Consider the following 24,806-nt stretch of genomic DNA (forward strand, 5'->3'; position numbering starts at 1 on the left):
CCTGCCGTCTGGCTAGCTTGCTCGGTCTGCAGTGCGGCAGGGGTATTCGGCTGCGCTCGGCCTGCAGTGCTGCGGCGGTTTGCTCGGCTGCCGCGGCGGGTGCCACGCGGCCGGGTTGTCCGACTGCTAGCGATTAATGCCGCGCATCGAAAGGATCTTCAATGCCAGGGACAAGTCAAGACGCAGCGTCGGCTGGCTGGTGAACGGTCCGAGCATCCGCTCCAGCTTGCTGATTCGATAGCGCAGCGTGTTGTAGTGGAAATGCAGGGTACGAGCGGTTTCGGCGACATTGATGTTGGTCGCCAGCAGCAGTTCCAGAGTGCGGCGCAGGTCTGTTGCCTCGGGAGTGTCCTCGGCAAGCTCCCGGAGGGTCTCTCGAGCAAACGACTCCAGCTCCGCTTCATCCTCGACCAGGCTCAGCAGCCGATAGACGCCGAGCTCGTCGAAGTGCGTGACCGCCGCTCCGCCGGAGATCTGCCTGCCTACCCTCAGCGCCGTGCGGGCCTGCGAGTACGCCATCGGGATCGATTCGGTTGATTCGCAGCTTCGGCTGATGCCCACGCTGAACGGCCGACGCCCGCCGCCGCCATCGCCCCGCACAACTCCCACCAGGTCCACGACCTTCTGAGTGGTCTGCTCCCGGTGGGCCGCACCCATGATGATGACGGTTTCAGTGGTGAGCGCTGCAACCGCTGCGCCTTCATCGCGGTGGCGCAGCGCTCCGGCGAATGCCTGAGCTTGTCTTTCCACCAGGGGGCGACGCACAGTGGTCTGCTCATCGACCTGATCCACCGGGTCCGGCTCGATAACGACGACGGTCAGCTCCCGGTCCAGGTCCCAACCGAAACTCCGTGCGTGCGTTACCGCCTGCGGGCCTGGTCCGGCTCGGCCAAGCAGCAGATCGCGAACGTAATCGGCGCGGTACTTCTCCTCGACGGCGGCCACCGCCCGGTCACGGGTAATCACCAGCGCGCAAACCGATGATGCCCGGTCGAGCGCGTACAGGTCCTCCTGGCCGAGCGTGCGGTCGAAAGCGAATGCCGCCACTCGGCCATGATCGACGTGACCGGCCAGCACCGGCGCCACGGCGACCGAGTCGACACAGGCCGACGCTGCACCGGCGGATTCTGCGCCGGCCGACGTTGCACCGGCCGATTCTGCACTGCCCGATTCTGCACTGGCCGACATAGCGCCCGACGAGTCGCGGGCCGCAGACACCGTCCCGGCGTCCCTGCGGGTTTGCCGCTTCACCTCGGTGGTGGACCTTGACGTTCCGTGGGCAGCCGGGCGGACCACGGGCAGCGGGTGGACGCCGAGCGCGCCTTCCAGCGCATCGGTTCGCAGCCGGCCGGTGCCGTCGAGAGCGGAGGAATCGCGGATCGCAGCGATCTGCTCCTCGGTTCCCGCGATAGTTATCTGCCGACCATCGGGAGTCGTCATCATGACGCCGGTGTTCATGGCGTGGGCGATGGCATTGCTGACCGCCTGCAACTCGCCGCCGGCCAGCACGATATCGACGAGGCGCCGCTGCAGCTTCTCGGCGTAATTCATCACTCGGACATGGCGGTTTGCCAGGTCGATGGAACCTTTGGTCAGCACATCGTCGAAGGACACGTCGGCGGGGATCGCGATGATCGGGAAGCCGAGTGTATCGGCCATATCGAGCGATTCCTGGGGGACTTCCTCGATGTAGCGGCCGAGCTTGATCCCGATTGCCGCAGCGTCCTTTTCGTGCAGCGCGGCTATCAGGGAAGTCAGGCGCTTGGGGTTCTTTCGAATGGCGTATCCGGCGGTGAGCAACAATTCGTTGGGTCGGACCCACCGCTCGATGTCGGGCACTTCCATCACGTTGAACCGGGAGACTTCGCGACCGGCTCCGGACTTGCCGGCAAGAATCTCGCTACCGCTCAGAGCTTCGGTCGCCAGCAGGCCGGCAACCGACATATCGTCCGGAAGCAAGGCCTTAGCGCCGGGGGCAAAATCCTGATCAAATGCCGCCGAACTATCCATTTGTGTCCAGTCCCGTCCCCTTGATATTTGGCAACTTTCTACATACTAGCCCCGAGAAGAGTCGCCTAACTTAGGGATGGAAATGGCAGGCACCGGTCCTGCGCCCGTTCAGATTGCGGCAGCGGAGGGAGTGGAGAATCCACGTGGATACGCTTCCCGTCGACTGCGCTGACAGTGTGCCAGCCGCGTTTTCGAGCCGGCTTCGCCAGCTCGTGGACCGGCAGGCCTCGGCCCGGGTAGTCGTTACCTCCCGAAATGCGGCATACGCGCGGACGGCGGGCCGTGAGGTTTTCGCCATAGTGAACGGTCGTGCTTATCCGCCGTCGAAGTCCATCGTGCTGCCTGGTTCGGCAGATGTCTCGATGCTGTATCCGGCTGGCACCCGAGTGCGATTTGTCCCGTCCGCGGAGTCCGATGGCGTGGCTGGTGCAGGCATGGTCGGCGGCGGGTTCGCTGGCGCAGGCTGGGTGAATGGCTCAAATGGTCGTCCCGGAAGCGGCTTGTTCAGCTCGATGGTGCGAGTGGACTCCTGGTGGCAGCCGCAGTCCATCCGGCGAGGTGACGTCGACCAGCGGGCAGCCGACCGGCTCCGGCGGCTCGTCGATGCGCGGGCGCCAGAGTTCTGCCTGGCGGGATTCGAATCAGCCGCACTGGACATCGTCCGGCGGCAGATCGGCATCGCCGCCGACTATTGGGCATCGGGCCATGTCGACGGTTGCCGGTCGGCCTTGTTAACGCTGCTCGGACTCGGCCCGGGGTCGACCCCGGCAGGCGATGATGCGGTGGCCGGCTTCCTGCTCGGGCTGCGAGCGTTCGCGGCAAGCCCGGCAAGCCCGGCAAGCCCAACCTGCGAGGCCCACCCGGCAAGCTCAACCTACCCAACCTACGATGCCCACCCGGTATGCCCGGTAGGCGGGACGAGCGTGCTCGGCTCGACCCCGGCAACGCATGTAATGCGCGCGTCCACGTCCGGAGCAGCAGGCGCGACAAAGCCGAGCGTGATATCGCCATTCGATTCGCTGGGCGCCGAGGTGGCCGAGGCCGCCGCAGACCGGACCACAATCGTCAGTGCGGGGTTGCTGCACGAGGCAAGTCAGGGGTACTGCGCGCCCGAGTTGATTCGCGCCGTCGAGACATTGACGGCTGGCACACTGACGCCTCGGACCTTGACGGCCGAGAGCACCCGGCGAGACACCGACGCCGCATTCGAGCGGCTGCTCAGCATCGGACACACCTCGGGACTAGCCACTGCCCTCGGGCTGCTCGCGATCGCCGAGAAAGCCCTCTCCAACCAACCCGGACCATACGCCACCCCTGCTACCTGCGCATGAAGGAAAGGACATCATGGGCGAGACCTTCGTAGAAGCCCGAAGCGGCTCCTACCACGATTCAGTGACGCTGTTGCGGCTAAGCAAAGACGTCGCCGCGGTTCCCGGTATCCGTGCGGCGCAGGTCGCGATGGCCACGCCGCTGAACCTTGATGTGCTCTCGACGATGGGTTTCACCCTGCCAGTCGTCGGTCCGGACCAGTTGCTGATTGCGCTCGAGGCCGAGGAAGGTACGCATGCCGCTGATGTCTTCACTACCGCCGTTGCCGAAATCGAGCGCCGGTTAGGCGCTAAGCGCAATGGCAGCGGCGCGGTACGGGCCGACCGTCAACCACCTCGCACGGTGTCCGCCGCGCTGAGGGACGTGCCGGCCCCACTTGCGCTGATATCCGTGCCCGGGCCGAACGCAGCCGCCGAGGCCTGGGACGCACTGGACAACGGTGTCAACGTGATGCTGTTCAGCGACAATGTCAGCATCGCGGACGAGATTTCGCTCAAGGAAGCAGCTCGCGAACGTGGGCTACTCGTGATGGGACCGGATTGCGGTACGGCCATCGTCGGCGGGGTCGGGCTTGGTTTTGCCAACGCAGTGCGACCAGGACCTGTTTCGGTGATCGCTGCCTCGGGTACCGGCGCCCAGCAGCTGCTCGCTTTGCTGGATGCCGCGTCGATCGGCGTCCGGCACTGTATCGGCCTCGGCGGGCGTGACCTCGGCGCAGGGGTCGCCGGCCGGGGCGCTCTCCAGGCACTCGATGTGTTGGCCGCCGATCAGGAGACGGAGGTCATCGTCGTGGTGTCGAAACCCGCGGATCCTGCCGTGCTCGAATCGCTTCGGGTGAGGGCGGCAGACCTCGGCCAGCCCCTGATATGGGCGGTACTCGGGCCGGACCAACCGGACCTCAGCGAGGCAGTGCAGGACGTCTGCAGATTTTTGGGCACCGAGGTGCCGGAATGGCCGAGCTGGAATCCGGTGTCGAACTCGGACCCAGAGCTGCCAGGGAGCGCGACGAGGATCGACGGCTCGGCACTCGTCGATGCCACGCCGGGCACCGACGACTCGGAAACCGGATCCAAAACTCCCTCCGGTACCCTGCTGCGCGGGCTGTATGCGGGCGGCACCCTGTGCGACGAGGCGCTCGCCATAGCGGGGCGCACCCTCGGCCCGATCGCCTCAAACGTCACGCTCGACAGTTCCTGGCCACACCTTGAGCTCGCCGGGGCAAGCGACCTGAAGACGGCGTTCAACCAGAACGGTCACAGCATCGTCGATCTCGGTGACGACACCCTGACGTCCGGCCGGGCGCACCCGATGATCGACGCCTCGCTTCGGCTGGACCTGTTGGACGACGCGGCCGCCGATACCCGGGTCGGCGTAGTGTTGTTTGACGTTGTGCTCGGCTACGGCGCAGCCGACGACCCGGCGGGCGAGTACCGGCCTGCCATCGAGGCAACTCTGGCGGCGCGCGATGATCTTGGCGTCGTGATCGCGCTGATTGGCACCGCCACGGATCCGCAGAACTTGTCCCGGCAGGCTGAGCAACTGAGCGCGGCCGGTGCCCACGTGTACCTGTCCAACGCGCAGGCGGCCCGGGCCGCCGTGCAGCTCCTAGTTCACCGGCAAGTCGCAGACCACCGGCAAGATGCAGGCCCCCGGCAAGATGCAGGCCATCGGCAAGTTTCAGCTGGCGCCGGCACCCAGTCAGTCGAAGGAGAACGCTGATGACTCAGCCGACTTTTGTCCCATCCGTCGCCGACCTCCTGGCCGGACCGGCAACGGTGGTCACCGCCGGCGTTAAGGTATTCGATGAGGCGCTTGCCCAGCAGGGAGTGGCTGTTCGCGCCGTGGATTGGCGGCCGCCGGCCGAAAAAGTGGCGGATGCCGTCGCCGGGGTGGCCGCCGATCCGCGCCGTGCCCGAGCCAATGAGCAGGCACTGGCCGCCATGAAGGCAGCAGGCGCCGTGCTGGCCGACGTCCGGCCGGCGAGTGAGGTGCTCGGCCTCGAACCAGGCACCTTTCTGCACGCGGGGCCACCACTGACCTTCGACCGCGCATCCGGGCCGATGAAGGGTGCGCTGATCGGCGCGATGCTCTTCGAGGGGCTCGCCAGCTCGCCTGAACACGCCGAGGCACAGCTTGTGACGGGAGAGCTGGATTCCGGTAAGCCGATAGTGCTCGACGCCTGCCATCACCACAACACGGTGGGTCCGATGGCTGGGGTAGTCAGCCCGAGCATGTGGATGTTCGAACTTGTCGACCCGGGTTCAGGTCGTAAGGCGTACTGCTCGCTGAACGAGGGGTTGGGCAAGGTGCTGCGCTACGGCGCTTATGGCGGAGAAGTGATCGAACGGCTCAACTGGATGAAAGACATCGTCGGTCCCCTCCTGCAGCAGGCCGTACGGCAGCGGAACTCAACGCCGGCCGGACCTATCGACATCCGCGGTATCACCGCGCAGATGCTGCAGATGGGCGATGAGGGGCACAATCGCAATCGCGCCGGAACCATGATGCTGGTCCGTGAACTGGTTCCCGAGCTGCTCGATCTTGGTGCGAACCCGGCTGACGTTGCCGACGTCGTCCGGTTCTGCAACGTCAACGACCACTTCTACCTCAACCTGGTGATGCCGCAGTGCAAATTGGCGATGGATGCCGGGCGCGATGTGCCCGGTTCGACGATTGTGGTGGCGATGGCCCGCAACGGTACTGACTTCGGCATCCAGGTCTCCGGCACCGGTGACCGATGGTTCACCGGCCCGGCGCAGGTTGCCGAGGGGTTGTTCCTGGGGAATTTTGGCCCGGACGACGCGAATCCAGACATAGGTGATTCCGCGATCACCGAGACGGCCGGAATCGGCGGTTTCGCGATGGCCGCAGCGCCGGCGATCGTTGCCTTCATCGGCGGCGACTCGAATACCGCGGTTGACGCGACCAACAGGATGTATCAGATCACGGCTGACGAGCATCCGGTGCTGCAGATCGCCTCGATGGGCTTTCGCGGCGTTCCGTTCGGGATCGACGTGCTGCAGGTGGTGCGCAGCCAGATCCTGCCGCAGATCAACACTGGAATCGCCGGCCGGGTAGCCGGCACCGGCCAGGTCGGGGCCGGGCTGGTCAACCCGCCGATGCAATGCTTCACCGAAGCTATTCACGCCCTGGCGGAGAACATCTAGCCGAAATTAAGCCGCGGGGTTCGACAATTGCGGCCGCTGACTCGCCAGTAACCCTGGACATCTCACAATGTGAGCGATTTCAGGGCCTTCGGGACGGCTAGCTGCCGCAAATGTCGGCCCGAGACAGCGCATTGGGTCGGCGGCGCGACCGGGTGCCGCTCGGTCGGCTACTTCCGGCGGTCCGGCGCGATGAACCGGCGAATGACGGTGTCCCTGAACTTCGTGAACGGCGGATAGACCAGTCGGAGGGTGTCGGGATTCAGCGGTTTGGTCAGCACAGCCTTCTGGTGCGAGAAGGCCTCGATCGAATGCACGCCGTGATAGCTGCCCATCCCGCTGTGTCCCACCCCGCCGAACGGCAGTTGCGACACGGAGAGATGCATGGTCGGCGCGCCGATCACGATGCCGCCCGACGACGTCTCCCGGACGAACTTCTTCCGGACATCGCGCCGGTTGGAGAACAGGTAGAGGGCAAGTGGCTTGTCCCTGGAATTGATGAATCGCACAGCCTCTTCGGCGCCGTCCACGGTAACCAGCGGCAGGATGGGGCCGAAGATTTCCGCGCTCATTGCGGCCGATGACGGGTCGGCATCCGGAAGCACCGTTGGCGCAATGTAGCGTGCTTCCCGGTTAGCCTGCCCGCCAATTGCCGAATGTTCGGGCAGTAGCGCGGTCAGCCGATCGTAATTTCGCTCGTTGATGATCCGGCCGAAGTCCGGGCTCGTGGTTGGATCGTCGCCGAACATCTCCCGGATGGCGGCATCGAGCGCGGGTACCAGCCTGGCCTGCACCGCGGCGCTGGCCAGGACGTAGTCCGGCGCAACACAGGTCTGGCCGGCATTCATGAACTTCCCCCAGGCGATCCTTCGGGCGCTGACCGTGATGTCGGCGGAGTCGTCGACGTAGACCGGGGACTTTCCGCCGAGTTCCAGGGTGACAGGAGTCAGATGCTTCGCCGCAGCTTCCATCACGATCTGCCCCACTGCTGCGTTGCCGGTGTAGAACACGTGGTCGAACCGCTGCTCAAGTATCGCCGTGGTTTCAGCGACGCCGCCCTCAACAACCTGAACCGCCCGCCGATCGAGGTATTCCGGCAACCACCTGGCGATTGCGCTCGACGTAGCCGGGGCCAGCTCGCTCGGCTTCGCCAGCACGACGTTACCGCTGGCAAGCGCCCCGACCAGCGGAGTGAGCAGCAATTGCAGCGGATAGTTCCATGGAGCGATGATCAGAACAACACCGCGCGGCTCGAACACCGTGCGAGCGTTGGCGGGTTGCAGCGCAAGAGGCACCCGTCGCCGCCGCGGCCTGAGCCAGCCGCGCAGATGCCGGAGCGTGTGGTCGATCTCGTTGACCGTGAAGCCAACCTCGGTCAGCCAGGCTTCCGTCGCGTTCTTGCCGAGGTCGTCCTGCAGCGCCCGCTCGAAGTCGGTCCGACGTTCGATCAACATTCGGCGCAGGGCCTTGAGCTGTCTTATTCGCCAGGCGACCGGGCGGCTCAGTCCGGTCCCGAATCCCGCGCGTAGCGCGGAGACCACTGCCTGCGGATCGGCGGTCTGCGACCTTTCATGCTGCATGGCGTTCCTTCGAAGTTCCGGTACCGGGATTGGCTGATTCATAACCTGTGAACCTATCGCTGAGTTTCATGATGGTTGCGGACTGCGGACTGCGGACTGCGGACTGCGGACTGCGGACTGCGGACTGCGGCGCTGGCGCGCGACCCGTAACGTCGACGCAAGCCGGACTGCGCACTGCGGACGTGGCGCGCGACCCGTAACGTCGACGCAAGCCGGACTGCGGACTGCGGCCCGCCTCAATCGCCCAGCACCCTGGAAAGGTATCGGTTTCCGAACCTCCGAGCAGGGTCGAGCCGATCGCGGACCCGCAGAAAGTCCTCGAAGCGAGGGTAGACCCCGGCAAGATAGTCGGTGCTGGCATAGTTCAGCTTCCCCCAATGCGGCCGGCCTCCGTACTCCCGGAAAATGTTCTCGACCGCCTGAAAGTACTCATCCGGACGCTCACGGAAGTAGCGATGCACAGCCACGTACCCAGTCGACCGGCCGAAGGCAGTGGACAGCAAGATGTCGTCCGCCGCGGCGGATCGCACCTCGATCGGGAACGAGATATTCCAGCGCTTGCGTTCGATCAGCTCGCGGATCCGGCGTACTACCTCGCTGACATTGCCCAGCGGTACGGCGTATTCCATTTCGGTGAAACGGACCGAGCGGTTCGACACGAATACGTCGTGTGACGGGCCGCTGAAGGATCGGCTCCCGGTCAGCCGGGCGGCCAGGCGATTCACTCGTGGCGTCAGCCCTGGTGCCCGGACCCCGAGTCGGCAGGTCAGCGAGAAGAGACCGTTGGCCAGCAGTTCCTCGTCCAGCCACTTGCCGGCCAGGCTGAGCGGTCGGGTTGGCGTATCGGCCGGACGGCGGATGTTGGTCTTGGTCAGCGCTGCGCCGGTGTGCGGGAACCAGTAATATTCGAAATGGTCTACATCCGCACTGCGTTCGGCGAAGCTTTCCAGCACCTCGTCCAGCGGTTCCCGACGTTCGGTGGCCTCAAGCACAAAGGCGTCAACGCACTGCACGGTCAGCTCGGTGACGACCCCCAACGCTCCGAGACCTAGGCGAACCGCGGGCCACAGCTCCGGGTTGTCGCTGGCACTGACCGGCAGAGCCTGACCGTCCGCAGTCACCAGCAGAACCGCGCGCAGCTGGCCGGCGAGCCCACGAAATGTCGTTCCGGTGCCGTGGGTGCCGGTCGAAAAAGCGCCGGAAATCGTCTGCCGATCGATATCGCCCATGTTCTCCAACGCCAGGCCGTATGGCTGGAGCAGTTTGCCGACCTGGTGCAGCGGAGTGCCTGCCCGGAATGTCGCCTGTTTGGATCCACGGTCGACGTCGACGAGACCGGATATCCCGGACATCACCAGTTGGACGCCAGCCGCCTCGGCGATGGCGGAAAAACTATGTCCGGTGCCAATCGCCTTGACCGAATCGCCGGGGGACCGGCTCAAAATGTCCTGAACATCGGCGGTGCTGCCCGGCCGCTCGATCCGCCGGGGCGTGACGGCCACGCTGCGGCCCCAGTTACGCCACAAGGCCGGCGGACCGGCGTTGGTTGTCGTGGTCATAGGAATGCGTAGCCCTCTCCGCGGTAGGTGTGAACCCGGTCAACGATGTCGCCTTCGCTGACCACGACTATCTCGTTAACGTGCTCGCACAGTTCGCCGGCCTTGGTATGCCGCAGCCAGACCCGGTCTCCCGCAGCGAGCCGGCCGGCTCCGGTCAGCGGGGTCTGCACCTCTCCGGCCATCTCGGTGGCGATCATCTTCAGCCCTCTGGGCCAGGCCACCTGCGGCAACCGGTCTTTGGCGGGCGGTCCGGAGGCGATCCAGCCACCACCGAGCAGCGTGGCGATATCCCGGGTTGGTTTGCGGACGACATCGAGCGCGAAGGAGAATGCCGGCGCTGGGCTGAACTGGCTGTAATTGTCGAAGAGGTGCGGACCGAACAAGCCGCTGCCGGCGGCGACATCCGTGACAGAGGGGTCCGATGACGTGCGCTCAAGCGAGCCCGTGCCGCCGGCATTCACGAATTCGAGCGGACTGACGTTCCGGATGGCGGCAATCGCCGCGCCCCGCCGCTCGACCAGCTCCGACCACGATGCACGCTGCAGCGCCGTGACGATGGCGCCGTAAGCCGGACGCCCCTTGGGGTGGTTGGCCAGTCCGGCGATCTGCGCCTCATAGGACATCACGCCAACCAACCGGAAGCCTGGCCGGGAGGCGATTACCCGCGCGGCCCGCTCGGCCTGCGTTGCACTGCGGATCGGTGACCGCCAGACTCCGATCCGCGGCAGCATCGGCACCACGTAGGAGGCGTCGAGTTCAAGTGCCACCCGGATGTCGGGCCGGTTCCTCGGAGGAATGACTGCGTCAACCAAGTCGAGGTGGTCCGGGGAGTCGACCATAAGAGTCACCCGGGAGGCGAGTCGCGGGGATGCCCCCAGCCTGGCGATTGCCTCACGGTCGGCCGTCGGGTAGGCGACGACGACATCCTCGTGCCGCTGGGCCAACCGCAATGCCTCCGGCAGGGTGAAGGCCAGAATCCCGGCAAATCCAGGCAGCCGGAGCACAGCGTCGATCACGGCATCGACCCGCACCGACTTGCTCGCCAGCCGAATCGGCATCCCGTTTGCCCGGCGGAGCATGTCGTGCGCGTTGTGTGCCAAGGCGTCGAGGTCGAGCACAGCGAGCGGAGCAGGCAGCTGTGCCGTCGCGCGGCTGTGCGTCGGCCAGTACCGGGTGGCATCGAGCCATGGCCTGCTGGCCGGGGCGGTCTCGGGTATATGCATCATGTAGTCCTCCGGATTGGCGCCAGCGCCGCGGCGCCGAACAGTGAAAACACGGCGCCGGCAAGAAACAGCATTGAAAATCCGCCGGTGATGGCGACCAGCCAGGCGCCGAGCATCGGTGCGAAAGCCTGCGGCGCCATCGCCGCGATGTTCATGATGCCGAGGTCCTTGGCGCGGTCCTCGGCGGCGGGAAGTACCTCGGTGGCCAGAGCGAGGTCCACCGAACAGAAGCAGCCATATCCCAGGCCGAGCAGCGCCGCGGAGAACAGCGCCGTGCCGAGGCTCGGCATCGCTGCCAACAGGATGGAGGACAACGCCTGCAGAATGGCCGACACGACAATGAAAAGACGTCGGCGGCCGAATCGGTCCGAGAGCTTGCCGCCCCCGATCGACGCGATCACCACGAAGACCGTATATACCGAGATGAGCAGCAATAGGTGGTCGTCGGCATCCGCGTCGCCGAGCCCGTAGATCAGAAAATAGAGCAGCAGGCCGGTGCCGAGTGCGTTGCCCGTGTTGACCAATGCGCGGCTGAGCAGGACCCAGGCAAAGTTCGGGAACCTGACGGGGCTGACCCACATTCCAGCGACAATCCGGCGGAACGTGAACGCGGGTTGGCTGATCGCCGGCAATGGCGCGTCAGGCAGCAGGACCACGGTGGGCAGGCCGACGGCGAGCAACAGCCCGGCCATCAGCAGGTAACCATCGCGGATTGACAGCGAGAGCAGAACGACAAGTCCGACGCCGACGATGACGCCGATCGCCTGTGTCGAGCCGATGATTCCGGAGGCGAAGCCGCGCTGGTGCAGCGGTACCTGATCGGCTATCAATGCCATATAGGCAGCTGATGCCATGCAAATTCCGACCGAGACAACAACCCACGAGACCGCGATGGCGGGAACGGACGTTTCGAAACCGAGGCTCGCCACGCCGAGTGCCGCAATCAGCAGCCCGCTGAACATCCACGGCCGGCGCCGGCCGAAGCGGGAGAGCGTTCGGTCGGACAGCGCACCCGTGATCGGGCCGGTGATCATGGCGGCCACCCCGCCGCCGGCAAACACCAGGCTGAAGTAGATCACGCCGTCGGTCCACAGGGCCGGCCCGTTCGGGGCATCGACCTGTTCCGGCAGCAGTAACTGGGTGGGGGTGAGCTGGGCGATCCAGATCGCGAACCAGGCCAGAAAGTACAGCACGATCCAGCGGGCGCCGACCTTTGTAATCGGCACCGCCAGTGCGGAACTTGTCCCAGGTTGAGTGCTGGTCATGATGGTGATTGCCGGGTTGGCTCCGCGTACGCGGAGCCGCCGGCAGCGGCGGCGGTCGGGTCTGTGTTCGTGGCGGAGTCGCGGGCAACGGCGGCTGGGTGCGTGGCGGAGTCGCGGGCAACGGCGGCTGTGTTCGTGGCGGAGTCGTGGGCGGCGGCTGTGTGCGTGGCGGAGTCGCGGGCAGTGGCGGTGGGGTCGGCATCAGGCGTTGCGTGCGTGGCGATGGCGGACGCGGCGTGCCTTACGATTGTCTCGGCAGCATCCCGGTTACGGGTCGCCAGCCAGCACAGCGTGATGCCGTCGGTCAACGCGATAACGAAGCGGGCGAGCTCAGGCAGCGGAAGTCGCCAGGTGCAGCCGATATGGCTGGCGACGGCGGTTAACATCTGCTCGGCCGCGGAGTAGTACTCCGCGTACTGTCGCGCCGGCAGCTGTCCCAGGCCGGCGGTTCGCAGCGCATGCTGCGTCAGCTCGATCATCGCCTGCTCCCGTTCCGGACATTCGACCACCGCGTCAAGGAATGCGGTGAGGCAGCCCTCGAGCGTCTGTTCGAGTGAGGTGCCGGGAGTGAAAGAGGCCCTGGCCGCATTGGATTCCGACGCCGTCACCCGGATGACCACTCGCGCCATCAGCTCGTCGTGCGATTCGAAGGCGTAGTGGAAGCTCGCCAGCGACATCCCGGCCTCGGCGACGATTGCCCGGGTGCTCGCGGCGGCAACGCCCTTGCGCTCGATCAGCCGCAGCGCCGCATCGATCAGCAGCTCTCGGCGGTCTGCGACCTTGAGCCGGGTCATGATTGCCGACTCGCCGCAATTAGTTCGCGAAACCAGTCCGCGGACGCCTTGGCCGTGCGCTCGCCGGTGCTGAAATCGACGTAGTAGAGGCCGAAGCGCTGAGTGTATCCCTCGGCCCATTCGAAATTGTCGAGCAGCGACCACACATAGTAACCGCGCACGTCGGCACCGCGTCGCAATGCTTCGTGCACCGCGCGGATATGCCCGTCCAGGTAGCCGATCCGGCTGGTGTCTTCGACTCGGCCGTTCTCCGGCCGGTCGGGGAAGGAGCAGCCATTCTCGGTGATCACGATCGGGGGCAGTACGTCCGGGTAGCGATCCGTCAGCTTGACCAGCAATTCGGTAAGTGCGGCGGGCTTGATCGGCCAGCCGAATCCGGTCACCTCGGTGGCATCGAACGGCACCTCATCGAAAGGCAGGCCGAGTGCCGCGGCTTCTGATCCGGCGGCCGGTGCGCCAATCCGGGTCGGGTTGTATGAGTTGACGCCGTAGAAGTCCAGCGGCGTTGCAATGATGTCGACGTCGCCCGGTCGCAGGCCGGGAAACTCGGGGAAGCCGAACGCGGTGAGGTCCGGGTAGCGACCGAGTAACAGCGGATCGGCGAATACCCGGTTGTAAATCATGTCGTAGCCTTCGGCCGCCAGCCGGTCCGGCTCGGAATCCGAGGCGGCTACGACCAGGGTGTGGTTGTTGGCTATCCCGACTTCCCGCACGCCGCGCTCGCGGAGGGCGGATGTCGCCAGTCCATGGCCGAGCAGCTGGTGATGGGCAGTCGGAAGCGATTCGAAGAGCAGGGCCCGGCCCGGGGCGTGACGGCCGGTGGCGTAGCCGAGCAGAGTGGTCATCGCCGGTTCGTTCAGGGTGATCCACCGGGCTACCCGGTCGCCCAGCCGGTCGGCGACCAGGCCCGCGTAGTCGGCAAACCGGTAGGCGGTGTCCCGGCTGAGCCAGCCTCCGGCATCTTCGACTGGCGTCGGCAGATCCCAGTGGAAGAGGGTTGGGATGGGAGCAATGTCTCGGGCGAGCAGTTCGTCGACTAGTCGCTCGTAGTAGTCCAGGCCCTTTAGGTTCACAGCACCGGAGCCCGCAGGCTGTACTCGAGGCCAGGCCACCGAGAATCTGTAGTCCGAGACGCCGAGACCGTCCAGAAGTGCCACGTCTTCGGGGTAGCGGTGGTAGCTATCTGCCGCGATGGCGGCGGTCGATCCGTCGATGATTTTTCCGTCCGCGTTCGAGAAGACATCCCAGATGGATTCGCCGCGGTCATCCTCGTCGAGGGCACCCTCAATCTGGAATGCGGAGGTCGACGCGCCCCAACGGAAGTCGGCTGGGAACACCGGGAAGTCGGGAAGGTCGGTTTTGTCCTGCGGGCTGAAAGCTGTCACGGCACACGCACCTCGTTGTGGTTGCACGACTTCTTACTTGCACGATTTGTGGTCGTGCGGCTCCGGGGAACGTAAGAAGATTGTGGCAACTCTATGTGGGACGATCGTCCCAGTCAATAGATTTTGCGACTCCGGGTGGTTACTTCGGGCGCCACTTCAGGCGCTACTTCGGGCGTGGGGAGGGCGGGAGGTTACTTCGGGCGTGGGAAAGGCAGGCGCTACTTCGGGCGTGGGGAGGGCGGGAGGTTACTTCGGGCGTGGGGGCGTTTGGCCAGCGTCGATGATGCTGGTTGCGCAGAACTTCAGCTTTGGGACCGTGGTGCCGACCCGTTGTCGTACCGCCGGACCAGTAATGCGGAACTGCCAGCAGCCAGGACGGTGACCAGGGCGAGAGTACTGACTGTCGCAACCAGATCCGGCAGGCCGGCGCGGGTCTGAGCGGACAGTGAAGTCAAGCCGTTGAGCAGCGCCTGACCTGCCGCCGATCCGCCGCCGAGCAGCTGGGCGAAGCCAGCCGCGGGGAGTGCCGTGCCAAGGGTGAAGACGATGCCGATCAGCCAGCCAATGGTGCCGACCGCCGCCTGAATCGCCTGCAGGGTGATCGCAATTCCGGCGATCACGCCGCAACCGTAAGCCCAGACAAGTGACGGCATCTCGATTGTCGAACCAGTGGCGGTGGCGAAGCCCATGAAGCAGGCGGAGACCACCATGGCGACAAGGCTGGAAGTCAGCCATTGCAGGATCAGCATCCGTAGCCGGGGAACGTCGGGCACCGAAACCTGGCGCCGCCATGGACCGAGAACGAAGACTGCCATGCCCGCCCGGAAACTGACCAGCCAGCCGACCACGAGCGCGGTCACCAGACCCGCGCCGACCAGCATCACCGAGTAGAGGACGATGCCCTGGCCTGACCCGGAACCACCTGCGTCCAAGGTCGAACCTGCCGCGCGATCGGCCGTCGAACCTGCCGCGGGATCGGACGTCGAACCCGGATCGCCGGCGGCGTCATCGGACAGCGCCGTAGGCGGGCTGGACTTTGGCTGCACTCCTGGTTCCGGTGCGGCGCCTATCCCCGGGACGTTGATGTTCTCGACCTTCGTACCGACGAAATCGACGAGCTTCTCCAGCTGAGCGTCACTGACCTGGCCGTATGTATTGCCAGGCCCAGCCATCTTCTCCGCGACGACGCGCATGTTCTCCGCCATCAGATTGAGCGTCGGGCCAAGCGTCTGCCGCTTGAACTCGTCGAGCAACTTTCCGTTGTTCGCGCTCAGCATTGGGCCGGCCAGCACCGTGAACTCCGGCTGAGCAGCATCGCGGTTATGCGCTACGTCGAGCATGTAGTCGGCAACGTTCCGGGAGAAGTCCGGGTCGAAAATCACTGCCATCTCGGCGTCGCCGGCCTCGACCATCTCCCGAGCGGTGCTCTCAGGGTAGGTAGTGCCGAGCACCTGGTAACCCTCAAGCACTCCCGTCTTGATGCCCTTGGTGATTTCAGCTCCGAACTCGAACCACTCTGGCCGGGCGCTCATCACGGCGGCCAGCTCGACCGGCCGATCATGATTCACGATGGCCACCCGCAACGGAATCCGCTCCGGTTCTGGGGCCGGTTGCACCTGTTCGGGCGGGGGAGCGGCCGGTGCCGGGGTGGCCGAGCCGGCCACCATCCCGAGCAGCGCCGCCAGCAGAGCACAGGCGGCAAGGGTGACCGCAGACGAGGTGACGAAGAGCCGGACGGTCATTCTCGCGGCGGTCGGCACACTTCGAGAGTTCACTGGTTCCATTCGGTAAGTTGTTCCGGGGTGTCGATGTCGATTCCGGAACCGATATCGGCGCACTCAATCAACCGGACGTCATCGGCCCGGTCGCGCAAGTAGTCTCGGGCGCCGGTATCACCCTGTGCTGTTTCGATGATTCCACCCCAATGGTCGCGGCCCAGCAATACAGGATGCAGCGGCACACCGTTGTAGCTGGCGCGTGCGAGCGCCGACTGCCCGCTTGCGGCATCGAGCAGGCGGTGGACCACCGCCGAACTCACGCCAGGAGTGTCCACCAGGGTGACCAGCGCGGCATCCGTGACACGGTCGGCGAGCAGGTGCCGGAGGCCTGCGCCGAGCGAGGCTCCGATCCCTAGCCGCCAGCTGTCGGCGACAACCAGGTCGGGCGACGCCGCCCGATCGACGGAGTGTTTTGCTCCGGGGAATTCCGCGCCGACCCTATCGGCTTCGGCTCCGAGTACGACAACGATATGGGCGACATCGGCGGCCCGGAGCACGTCGTAGCTGTGGCGCGCCCAGCTGATGCCCTCCTCGGTGCGCAGCAAGGCTTTCGGCTTACCCATCCGACGTCCCGCGCCGGCGGCGAGAATGATCCCGGCGGTCGTCATCGCGGCACCGAGCCGAACGGCCGTCGGTCGGCTATCACAATCGGCGTGCCGGCTTCGCGGCCTGAGGAACTCTGGCGTGCGGAACTCCGGGCTTTTGTCGTGAGGGGCAGGGCCAGGGCAAGTGCGTGGCCGGGTTCGTACCAGGGCAGGGTCTGGTCGAGGATGTCCCGCATGACCGTCCTCTCTCTAACGTCAGTTGAGTACAAACTACCTGTCTGCCGGTGCCGTTCCACACGAAGGACACGAAGTCGGCCTGCCGACGCGCCGTCCCGGGCCAGTACGAAGTTGGCCTGTCGCCGTCCCGGGCCCCGGCCATCGGGGTGGCAGCCGGATCGTCGGCGCGACTAGGGTGAGTTCATGGCTGATCATCTCGCTCCCGTCGCACCCAAGAAGCCCATCGAGCGCACTTTCCACGGCGACACTTTCGTCGACGACTACGAATGGCTCCGGGACAAGGAGAACCCCGAGGTGATCCGACACCTGGAGAACGAGAACGCCTACACCGACGCCAATCTTGAACATCTCGCCGGTCTCCGGGAGGACATCTTCGGCGAGATCAAGTCGCGCACCCAGGAAACTGATCTATCCACGCCAGTGCGCCGCGGCTCCTGGTGGTACTACTCGCGGACCGTCGAGGGCAAGCAGTATGGAATGCACTGCCGGGCGCCAATCCGGAATGACGACGACTGGACGCCGCCGCGGCTCGAGCCAGGAGTGGCGGTCGAAGGCGAACAGGTTCTGCTCGATTCAAATCAGGAGGCCGAGGGACATGACTTCTTCTCGCTCGGCAGCTTTACGCTCAATGCCGAGGGCACGCTGCTCGCCTTTGGTGTGGATACAAAGGGCGATGAGCGTTACCGGTTGCGTTTCAAGGACCTGACGACCGGGGCATTGCTGCCCGACGAGATTCCTAACACCTTCCCCGGTGTGGCGTTCGACGCCGCAGGCGACTACCTGTTCTATTCGACCGTGGACGATGCCTGGCGACCGGACACTATCTGGCGGCACCGGATCGGCACGTCCGCCGATGACGACGTGAAGGTCTTCAAGGAACCAGACGATCGGTACTGGATTGGCATTGGGCGCAGTCGCAGCCGCGAGTACCTGATCCTGACAGCCGGATCGAAGATCACCTCCGAAGTCCACGTCCTGGAAGCCGCCAACCCGAACGGCGATTTCCGCGTGGTCTGGCCGCGGGTCGACGGCATCGAATACAGCGTCGAGCATGCGAAAGTGGCGGGAGAGGATCGCTTCGTCATCCTGCATAATGCCGACCAAGCAGACTTCAGCCTCATTGATGTCCCCGTCGCCGACCCGTCCGGGCCGCGCCGCCCGGTTCTTCGCGATAGCACGGGGATGCGATTGGAGGGTGCCGATGCATTCGACGGTCATCTGGCGATCAGCTACCGGCAGGATGGGCTCACCAGGCTTGGCGTTGTGCCGCTCGGGGACGAGGGGTACGGCGAGCTGAACCCGATCAGCTTCGATGAAGCGCTCGGCAGCGTCGGCATCGGCGGCAACCCGGAATGGCGGCAGCGCACGTTGCGCCTCGGGTACACCTCGATGGTGACCCCGATGACGATCTGCGACTACGACGTATCGAGCGGCGAGTTGCGCGAACTGAAGCGTCAGCCGGTCCTCGGCGACTTCGATCCGGAGCGGTATGAACAACGCCGCGAGTGGGTGAGCGCGGCGGATGGCGCTCGGATTCCACTGTCGATCGTGTATCGCAAGGATCTGGTATCGCCAGGGACCCCGGCCCCGTTGCTGCTCTACGGCTACGGCTCCTATGAAGTCAGCATCGACCCGTATTTCTCGGTGGCCAGGCTGTCGCTGCTCGATCGCGGGATGGTCTTCGTCATCGCGCATGTGCGTGGCGGCGGCGAGATGGGCCGGGCCTGGTACGACAACGGCAAAACGCTCAGCAAGCGCAACACGTTCACCGACTACATCGCCTGTGCCGACCAGCTGATCGCGAACGGATGGACGACGGCTGACCGGATGGTGGCGAGCGGTGGCAGCGCCGGTGGTCTCCTGATGGGAGCGGTCGCGAATATGGCGCCGGACCGATTTGCCGGCATCCTGGCGGTCGTGCCGTTCGTCGATGCCCTGACGTCGATTCTGGACCCCGACCTTCCACTGACAGTTATCGAGTGGGACGAGTGGGGCGACCCGTTGCACGATTCGCAGGTGTACGCGTACATGAAGTCCTATACCCCGTACGAGAACGTCACGGAACAGAAATATCCCAGGATTCTCGCGGTGACCAGCCTGAACGACACCCGGGTGCTCTACGTCGAGCCTGCCAAATGGGTGGCGAGGCTGCGCGAGGTCGACGCCCCGGTGTTGCTGAAGACCGAGATGAGCGCCGGACATGGCGGTGTCAGCGGCCGGTACGAGAGCTGGAAAGAGACCAGTTACGAGTTTGCCTGGGCGCTCGACACGGTTGGACTTGCTGGCGCCGGCAGCCAGTAACCATGTCGCAAGCACTGCTGGCAGGCCTGTGGGGCCTGGTCGGCGGCGCCGCGCTGCTGATCGGATCGGCGATCGCCTGGTGGTTCAAGGTGCCAACCAAGGTCACCGCGGCGGTGATGGCATTCGGCGCGGGAGTTCTGATCTCGGCTTTGACCTTCGAACTGGTGGAGAAGGCGGAGGAACAGGGCGGCTTGCTCGCGACCCTCGGCGGCGCCCTGTTCGGCGCGTTCGCCTACCTCGGCGCAAATATGGTGCTCGCCAGGCATGGCGCGCGGCATCGCAAGCGTTCCGGCAGCCAGCAGCCCTCTGAAGCCGATCAACAGGGCTCCGGTACCGCGATCGCGGTGGGCGCGCTTCTGGATGGCGTACCGGAGTCGATTGTGCTGGGTCTCGGCCTGGTCGGCGGCGCAGCGGTCAGCCCGGCGATGCTGGTGGCGGTGTTCATCTCCAACGTTCCGGAAGGCTTGTCGTCGACGTCGGGAATGAAACGCTCCGGACGCCGGGCCGGATACGTCTTCGGCGTCTGGGGGGCGATCGCCGTGGTCAGCGGGCTGGCCTCGCTGATCGGCTATCTGGCGCTGCAGAGCGCGCCAGGGGAAGTTATCGCGTTCATTACAGCCACGGCTGCCGGCGCGATTTTGACCATGGTCGCCGACACGATGGTGCCGGAAGCCTTCGACGAGGCCGGCCAGTACTCCGGCATCATCACGACAGTCGGTTTCCTCGCCGCATTTTCCGTGCACGTGGTCGGCGGATAGCAGCTACCCCTTGTCCGCCCCGGTGGTCAGTCCTTCGGTCAGGGCACGCTCGGCGATGCCGTACAACACGATGATCGGCACGGTCAGGATGACGGAACCAGCCATCAACACTGTCTTTGGCACCTCGATGCCGCCTGACAGCTGAGCCAAACCAAGCGAAACGGTCCACAGTTCAGGCTCCGCGGCGAGAAACAGCAGGGCGAACAGGAACTCGTTCCAGGCGATCATGAAGACGTAGAGCCCGGTGGACATGATCGACGGCATAGCGAGTGGGAGCGTTACCCGGCTCAGGGTCGCCAGGCGACCGGCCCCGTCGATGGACGCCGCCTCCTCGACACTTTGTGGAATCGCCTGGAAGTAGGTGCGCAGCATGTAGATCGATACCGGGACGGTCTGGGCGATGTAAACGAACATCAGGCCGAGCAGCGATGTCTGCAAACCCATTTTAGCGAAGGCGATGAACAACGGCACGGCCAGCACAATGGTGGGGAACAGGTAGACCGCCAGGAACAGCGTGCTGACCGTCGTCCGCCCGGCGAATTTAAGCCGCGCGACGGCGTAGGCGCCCGGGATCGAGATCAGCAGGGTCAACGCGACGACGACGAGCGATACTATCGCCGAATTGCGCAGGAACCGGGAGAAGCCCTGACCACCGTCGTCGACCGAGGCAAGCACGGTCCGGTAAGTGTCTATTGTCAGGTCCTGGGCGCCGACCCAGATTCTGCCCGGCGCCAGCAAAAGCGACTCGATCGGTACGAAACTGAGCACGGCCATGTAGTAGAACGGGAAGACCGTGGCGATGATGAGGAACGCGATCACCAGCCAGCGCAGGACCGCCAGGACCTTCTGTTCCGCGGTCAGACGATTCACGCTCGGTCCTCCTTCCGAACGAAGAACCTGATGTAGACCAGAAGGCACACAGCGAGGAACACGGCCAGCACGATCGACTGCGCGGCGGCGCCGCCGACGTCGAAACGCCCGGTGAGCGTGTCGTACACCCGAACGGCGGCGACCTCGGTGCCGGCGCCGCCTCCGGTGAGCAGGTAAACGTCATCGAATTTGTTGAACGTCATGATCAGGCGCAGAACGGAGAGCAATGCGACCACGGGGAGCAGCTGCGGCAGGATGACGTAGCGGAATCTCTGAAGGGCGCTCGCGCCGTCCACGATCGCCGCTTCCTCGATGTCCCTCGGGACAGCCACCAGCCGGGCGGTGATGAACATGAAGGCGAAGGGAAAGTAGCGCCAGATTTCGAACGCGATCACGGTGATGAGCGCGTATGGTGCGCGGCCGAGGAAGTCGATCGGCCGGTCCCAGCCGAGAAACTGCTGGCCCCAGACATTGACGATGCCATACTGCGGATTCAGCATGATCTGCCAGACGAATGCCACCGCGACAACGGGCGCCACATAGGGCAGCAGCATGGCCGCGCGGACCAGGCCACGGCCTGGGAACGGCTGGCGAAGCGCGAGAGCGGCAACCAGGCCGACCACGATGGATCCCACCGTGGCGGCCACCGAGTAGACGACGGTGTTGGCGATCGACTGCCAGAAACCGGCCGCAGTGAAAACCCGGACGAAGTTCTCCATGGTGAGGCTCTGGAACGGTCCGGCATCACGGATATCGAGCAGTGAAAGATCCTGGAACGACAGCACGACATTCCACAGCACCGGCACAATCACGACCGCGATGACGATCACGGTCGTCGGCAGCACCATGACCAGACCGTCACGGTTATCCCGCCGAGCCCTGGTGTTTCGCCGTTTGGCAGTCGGGGCTCGCTTTGTGGGTGGTGCGGGAGACAGCGGTGTTTGAATGCTCATCTCAGTGACACCTCGATGTCCTTGACGGCGGTGGTGGCGTCTTCGGCGGCCTGATTCGGATCCTCACCGATCGCCAGCGCGGAGAGCACCCTGGGAATGGCCAGCTCCGCGACTACCGGGCCGAGTAGATCGCCCTGTCCCTGTGGGATTGCCCAGCGGTCCAGCCTGCTGGTGGCCTGGGTAATCTGATCCATCGTGTCCTGACCGTAGATTTCGGCAAGCGACTTCTCGGTGTTCACGCCGGCCGGCATGCCTGCCCACGCGGTCAGAAACTTTTCCGGATCGTCGGGAGTTCCCTGGCGAGCCGGGTACTTCCCTTCCGGCGCAATCGCGAGGGCTGCCTCATATCCGTCGGACATCATGTAGTTGACGTAGTCGATCGTCCTGGGGCTGGCGTCCTTCATGATTCCCCACGAGGGGATGTCGCCGTAGCCGGCCGGCCCGCTGCCGTCCGGGCCCTGCACCGCCGTGACGACGCCGGAATTCTTGGCCAGCCATTCGGGGTCCTCCTGGCACTCCTTGCAAGTTGGCCTGGCATCGTCCCGCAAGCCGCCGAGCTCGTCCAGCAGGAAAGTGGACCAGATGATCATTCCGGCCTGGCCGGCGAAGTACGTCGCGCGGGTCGAGTCGACGGTCTGGGTTCCTTGCGGGGAGTTCTGCTGCGCGAGCTGGGCGTAGAGACTGAATGCCTCTTTGCAGTTCGGGCTGTCCAGCCGGACGGCACCGGCCTGATCGACCATCTGGCAGTCGTTGCCCAGTGCCAGGGATTCAAATGTCTGTTGCGTGAACGGGTCGGCAGGGTCGGTCGCCAGAGTTATCCCGTACTGGTCTCCGGACGTGAGGGTCTTGGCGGCCTCCCGGATGGCGGCGTATGTGGTCGGCGGCGCCAACCCATGCTTCTCGAAGAGGTCCTTGCGATAGACCAGGATCTGGGTCCAGAAATCCGACGGCACGGCGAGCTGGGTCGAGCCCTTACGCGTGAGCTCGATCGCTGACGGTTCGAAGGTATCCGGGTCGAGATCGGCCACAACCTGCTGCGCTGCGCCGGTATCCAGCAATTCCTGCTGGTTCAGCTGCCGGACGTAGGCCAGTGGAAGTCCGGCAATCAGGTCTGGGACGGTTCCGGAAACCGCAGCGGACACGATCAGCGACGGGAGTTGATTCTCCTGAACGGCGACTTCCTCGACGGTGATTCCGGTTTCCGCGGTGAACTTTTCATTGATTTTCTTGACCGCGGCGATCCGATCTGGCTGGCTATCCAGATTCCACACGGTCAGCTGCTTCGGGTTGCTGGCAGACTCGGCGCTGCGACAGCCGGAAAGGCCGGCGATCAGCAGGCAACAGGCGATGGCGGCCGCACAACGGCGGGCGGGCGAGATCCTCATGGGCCTCCCTGGGCGTGAGAGCGTTACTGTAGTGAAACACGATTCCGGGCTAGGGTCTTAGATGACGCGGAAGAATTCACCGATTGGATAACCATTCAGATGAGCCGAAACCCATACGAAGACCTCCCCGAGCTTCCGGAATTCACCCTGACTTCGGATGACATCGCGGATGGCCAGCCGTTGGACACCAAGCAGGCGAGCGGAATCATGGGTGCCGGCGGCGATGACGTCTCACCCCAACTCAGTTGGAGCGGATTTCCAGCCGAGACCAAGAGCTTCGCCGTGACGGTTTACGATCCTGATGCCCCGACCGCTTCGGGCTTCTGGCACTGGGCGGTCGCCGATATTCCGGCGAACGTTTCCTCGCTGGACCCCGGTGCAGGCGACGAAGGCGGCTCAGGGCTGCCGGCCGGCGCTGTTCAGCTGGCCAATGATGCCGGTGCGAAACGCTACATCGGCGCCGCACCGCCCGAGGGGCACGGTTCGCACAGGTATTTTGTTGCGGTGCACGCACTTGACGTCGAGCGGCTTGATCTGCCAGCGGATGCGACGCCCGCCTTCCTCGGCTTCAACCTGTTCAGCCACGCGATCGCGCGGGCCGTTATTCACGGCACGTTCGAGGCGTAGTAGCGGTTTGCGGCGGGTCGAGGCGTAGTTCCGGGGTCTTCGGGGGCGCGGGTGGGCCAGGCGGAGGGTCGCGAGCCTCCCGGCCCGGCCGAGGGTCGCGAGCTTCCGGCAGGAACGCGCCCTAATACGCGCGCGGTCCTGCACAACGCTCGCGGGCTGGAGAGTGGACGTGCACAGTGTTCGCGGCCCTCGACGTAGGCGGCTGCTTTAGCAGGCTGGCCAGGCTAGCCGCCTAGCCGGCGACCTGCTTAACCTCTTCGACGATGTCCTTGTCGAGCGCGGCGCGCACGCAGGCAGCGGCGAATCTGGGCAGATCATCCTTGCCGACCAGGCCGGAAAGTGCCTTGGCCGAATCCGGCAGGCCAAGTCTCTTTGCGCCGTCGAGCACCTTCTTGTCCAGGTACGGCGCAAGTTCCGGCCAGACGCCCTGCGCCTCGCGGCAGAAGATGCCGGCCCCGGTCGGGCCGATTCCGGGAAACAGCTGCAGCCCCTTTATCAACTGTCCGGTGCCTTCAGATTCCCGCCGCAGTCGGCGCAGGTCGCCACCGAACTTTTGCTGCAGCAGCTCGGCACCCTCGCCGAGCATGGTTGAGGTGCGCTCGTCATAGCGACGGTAGTGGCCACGGCCCAGCGCATTGACTCGCTGCTGCCAGCTTGCGGCGGCCATCTTTTCCGGTGTCTTGTAGCCGGCGGAGAACAGCTCACGCGCGGCAGCCACCGCAATGTCAGCGGAGATGCGCGCCGATAGCAACGTGGACAGTACCAGCAATTGATACAGCGGAGATGGCGTGTCTTTGAGGCCGATTTCCGCCTCTTCCGCGTAAGTTTTGCCGTGTCGCTGCAACAGCGCCGCGACGGTCTTCTCCAGCGGCTTGGTCATGGAAGTCAGCTTTCGATGGGCAACCCTTTAACGCGACCATACGCCGACTGTCCACTAACGAGACCATACGCCGACCGTTCACGAAGCAGCGGATTCCAGTCTTCGCGGATTGCCGGAGGCCTGATTGCTCGGAGGCCTAATTGCTCGATCGCTGGGAGGCAGA

Annotated in this window: 20 protein-coding genes; 6 read left to right on the forward strand and 14 right to left on the reverse strand. The window is 65.0% G+C overall.

The features are described from left to right. Window positions 1-126: 126 nt before the first annotated feature. A complete protein-coding gene (locus tag LWF01_RS01085) occupies window positions 127-2,010 on the reverse strand; it encodes a PucR family transcriptional regulator (protein WP_349639193.1) in 1,884 nt (627 codons plus the stop codon). 143 nt (window positions 2,011-2,153) lie between these two features. On the opposite strand from LWF01_RS01085, the gene LWF01_RS01090 reads away from it, so the two are divergent. From LWF01_RS01090 to LWF01_RS01100, 3 genes are read left to right on the forward strand one after another with little or no spacing between them, the layout of a single operon-like run. Next, entirely contained in the window at window positions 2,154-3,341 is a 1,188-nt protein-coding gene (locus tag LWF01_RS01090; protein WP_349639194.1) for an oxamate carbamoyltransferase subunit AllH family protein, read from the forward strand. 13 nt (window positions 3,342-3,354) lie between these two features. Then, window positions 3,355-5,058 (forward strand): AllF/FdrA family protein, encoded by a 1,704-nt coding sequence (locus tag LWF01_RS01095; protein WP_349639195.1) that lies wholly within the window; start codon window positions 3,355-3,357, stop codon window positions 5,056-5,058. Continuing rightward, window positions 5,058-6,506: a YlbE family protein gene (locus LWF01_RS01100; protein ID WP_349639196.1), complete on the forward strand. Its 1,449-nt coding sequence runs from the start codon at window positions 5,058-5,060 to the stop codon at window positions 6,504-6,506. The genes LWF01_RS01095 and LWF01_RS01100 overlap by 1 nt, the downstream gene beginning before the upstream one ends. Window positions 6,507-6,673: 167 nt before the next feature. Here the strand turns inward: LWF01_RS01100 and LWF01_RS01105 are convergent, their stop codons facing one another. The 9 genes from LWF01_RS01105 to LWF01_RS01145 form a co-directional block, all read right to left on the reverse strand. Beyond that, window positions 6,674-8,083, reverse strand: a complete 1,410-nt coding sequence (locus LWF01_RS01105; protein WP_432762035.1) for an aldehyde dehydrogenase family protein — start codon at window positions 8,081-8,083, stop codon at window positions 6,674-6,676. Between the two features lie 236 nt (window positions 8,084-8,319). Beyond that, entirely contained in the window at window positions 8,320-9,642 is a 1,323-nt protein-coding gene (locus LWF01_RS01110; RefSeq protein WP_349639198.1) for a D-arabinono-1,4-lactone oxidase, read from the reverse strand. Continuing rightward, on the reverse strand, window positions 9,639-10,868 hold the full coding sequence (locus LWF01_RS01115; protein ID WP_349639199.1) for an alanine racemase: 1,230 nt from the start codon (window positions 10,866-10,868) through the stop codon (window positions 9,639-9,641). Before LWF01_RS01115 ends, LWF01_RS01110 begins: the two co-directional genes overlap by 4 nt. After that, complete coding sequence (locus tag LWF01_RS01120) at window positions 10,865-12,130, reverse strand: MFS transporter (protein WP_349639200.1); 1,266 nt, start codon at window positions 12,128-12,130, stop codon at window positions 10,865-10,867. Before LWF01_RS01120 ends, LWF01_RS01115 begins: the two co-directional genes overlap by 4 nt. After that, window positions 12,127-12,924, reverse strand: coding sequence for a TetR/AcrR family transcriptional regulator (locus LWF01_RS01125; RefSeq protein WP_349639201.1), 798 nt, complete (start codon window positions 12,922-12,924; stop codon window positions 12,127-12,129). Before LWF01_RS01125 ends, LWF01_RS01120 begins: the two co-directional genes overlap by 4 nt. Then, window positions 12,921-14,309, reverse strand: a complete 1,389-nt coding sequence (locus LWF01_RS01130; RefSeq protein WP_349639202.1) for a GH1 family beta-glucosidase — start codon at window positions 14,307-14,309, stop codon at window positions 12,921-12,923. The genes LWF01_RS01125 and LWF01_RS01130 overlap by 4 nt, the downstream gene beginning before the upstream one ends. A 302-nt stretch (window positions 14,310-14,611) precedes the next feature. Next, window positions 14,612-16,084, reverse strand: coding sequence for a YhgE/Pip domain-containing protein (locus LWF01_RS01135; RefSeq protein WP_349639203.1), 1,473 nt, complete (start codon window positions 16,082-16,084; stop codon window positions 14,612-14,614). Then, the gene (locus LWF01_RS01140) at window positions 16,081-16,695 is read right to left on the reverse strand and encodes a nucleotidyltransferase family protein (RefSeq protein WP_349639204.1); all 615 of its coding nucleotides are present in this window, start codon (window positions 16,693-16,695) and stop codon (window positions 16,081-16,083) included. The genes LWF01_RS01135 and LWF01_RS01140 overlap by 4 nt, the downstream gene beginning before the upstream one ends. Beyond that, the gene (locus LWF01_RS01145; RefSeq protein ID WP_349639205.1) at window positions 16,692-16,868 is read right to left on the reverse strand and encodes a hypothetical protein; all 177 of its coding nucleotides are present in this window, start codon (window positions 16,866-16,868) and stop codon (window positions 16,692-16,694) included. Before LWF01_RS01145 ends, LWF01_RS01140 begins: the two co-directional genes overlap by 4 nt. Before the next feature lie 184 nt (window positions 16,869-17,052). On the opposite strand from LWF01_RS01145, the gene LWF01_RS01150 reads away from it, so the two are divergent. Both LWF01_RS01150 and LWF01_RS01155 read left to right on the forward strand, forming a co-directional pair. Beyond that, window positions 17,053-19,170: a S9 family peptidase gene (locus LWF01_RS01150; RefSeq protein WP_349639206.1), complete on the forward strand. Its 2,118-nt coding sequence runs from the start codon at window positions 17,053-17,055 to the stop codon at window positions 19,168-19,170. Between the two features lie 2 nt (window positions 19,171-19,172). After that, window positions 19,173-19,928, forward strand: coding sequence for a ZIP family metal transporter (locus tag LWF01_RS01155; protein ID WP_349639207.1), 756 nt, complete (start codon window positions 19,173-19,175; stop codon window positions 19,926-19,928). Window positions 19,929-19,931: 3 nt separating this feature from the next. On the opposite strand, the gene LWF01_RS01160 is transcribed toward LWF01_RS01155, so the two are convergent. Genes LWF01_RS01160 through LWF01_RS01170 form a run of 3 tightly spaced genes read right to left on the reverse strand, consistent with a single transcriptional unit; the run spans window position 19,932 to window position 23,136 of the window. After that, on the reverse strand, window positions 19,932-20,798 hold the full coding sequence (locus LWF01_RS01160; protein WP_349639208.1) for a carbohydrate ABC transporter permease: 867 nt from the start codon (window positions 20,796-20,798) through the stop codon (window positions 19,932-19,934). Continuing rightward, window positions 20,795-21,751, reverse strand: coding sequence for a carbohydrate ABC transporter permease (locus LWF01_RS01165; RefSeq protein WP_349639209.1), 957 nt, complete (start codon window positions 21,749-21,751; stop codon window positions 20,795-20,797). Before LWF01_RS01165 ends, LWF01_RS01160 begins: the two co-directional genes overlap by 4 nt. Next, window positions 21,748-23,136, reverse strand: a complete 1,389-nt coding sequence (locus LWF01_RS01170) for an ABC transporter substrate-binding protein (protein ID WP_349639210.1) — start codon at window positions 23,134-23,136, stop codon at window positions 21,748-21,750. The genes LWF01_RS01165 and LWF01_RS01170 overlap by 4 nt, the downstream gene beginning before the upstream one ends. A 99-nt stretch (window positions 23,137-23,235) precedes the next feature. Here LWF01_RS01170 and LWF01_RS01175 point away from each other — a divergent pair, with 99 nt between their 5' ends. Further along, window positions 23,236-23,763 carry a YbhB/YbcL family Raf kinase inhibitor-like protein gene (locus tag LWF01_RS01175; protein ID WP_349639211.1) on the forward strand — a complete coding sequence of 176 codons (528 nt, stop codon included), beginning with the start codon at window positions 23,236-23,238 and terminating at the stop codon, window positions 23,761-23,763. A 232-nt stretch (window positions 23,764-23,995) separates the two neighbouring features. Here the strand turns inward: LWF01_RS01175 and LWF01_RS01180 are convergent, their stop codons facing one another. Beyond that, the gene (locus LWF01_RS01180; RefSeq protein ID WP_349639212.1) at window positions 23,996-24,643 is read right to left on the reverse strand and encodes an HhH-GDP family DNA glycosylase; all 648 of its coding nucleotides are present in this window, start codon (window positions 24,641-24,643) and stop codon (window positions 23,996-23,998) included. Between the last annotated feature and the right edge of the window lie 163 nt (window positions 24,644-24,806).

The organism is Saxibacter everestensis (assembly GCF_025787225.1).
GTDB classification, from domain to species: Bacteria; Actinomycetota; Actinomycetes; order Actinomycetales; family Brevibacteriaceae; genus Saxibacter; species Saxibacter everestensis.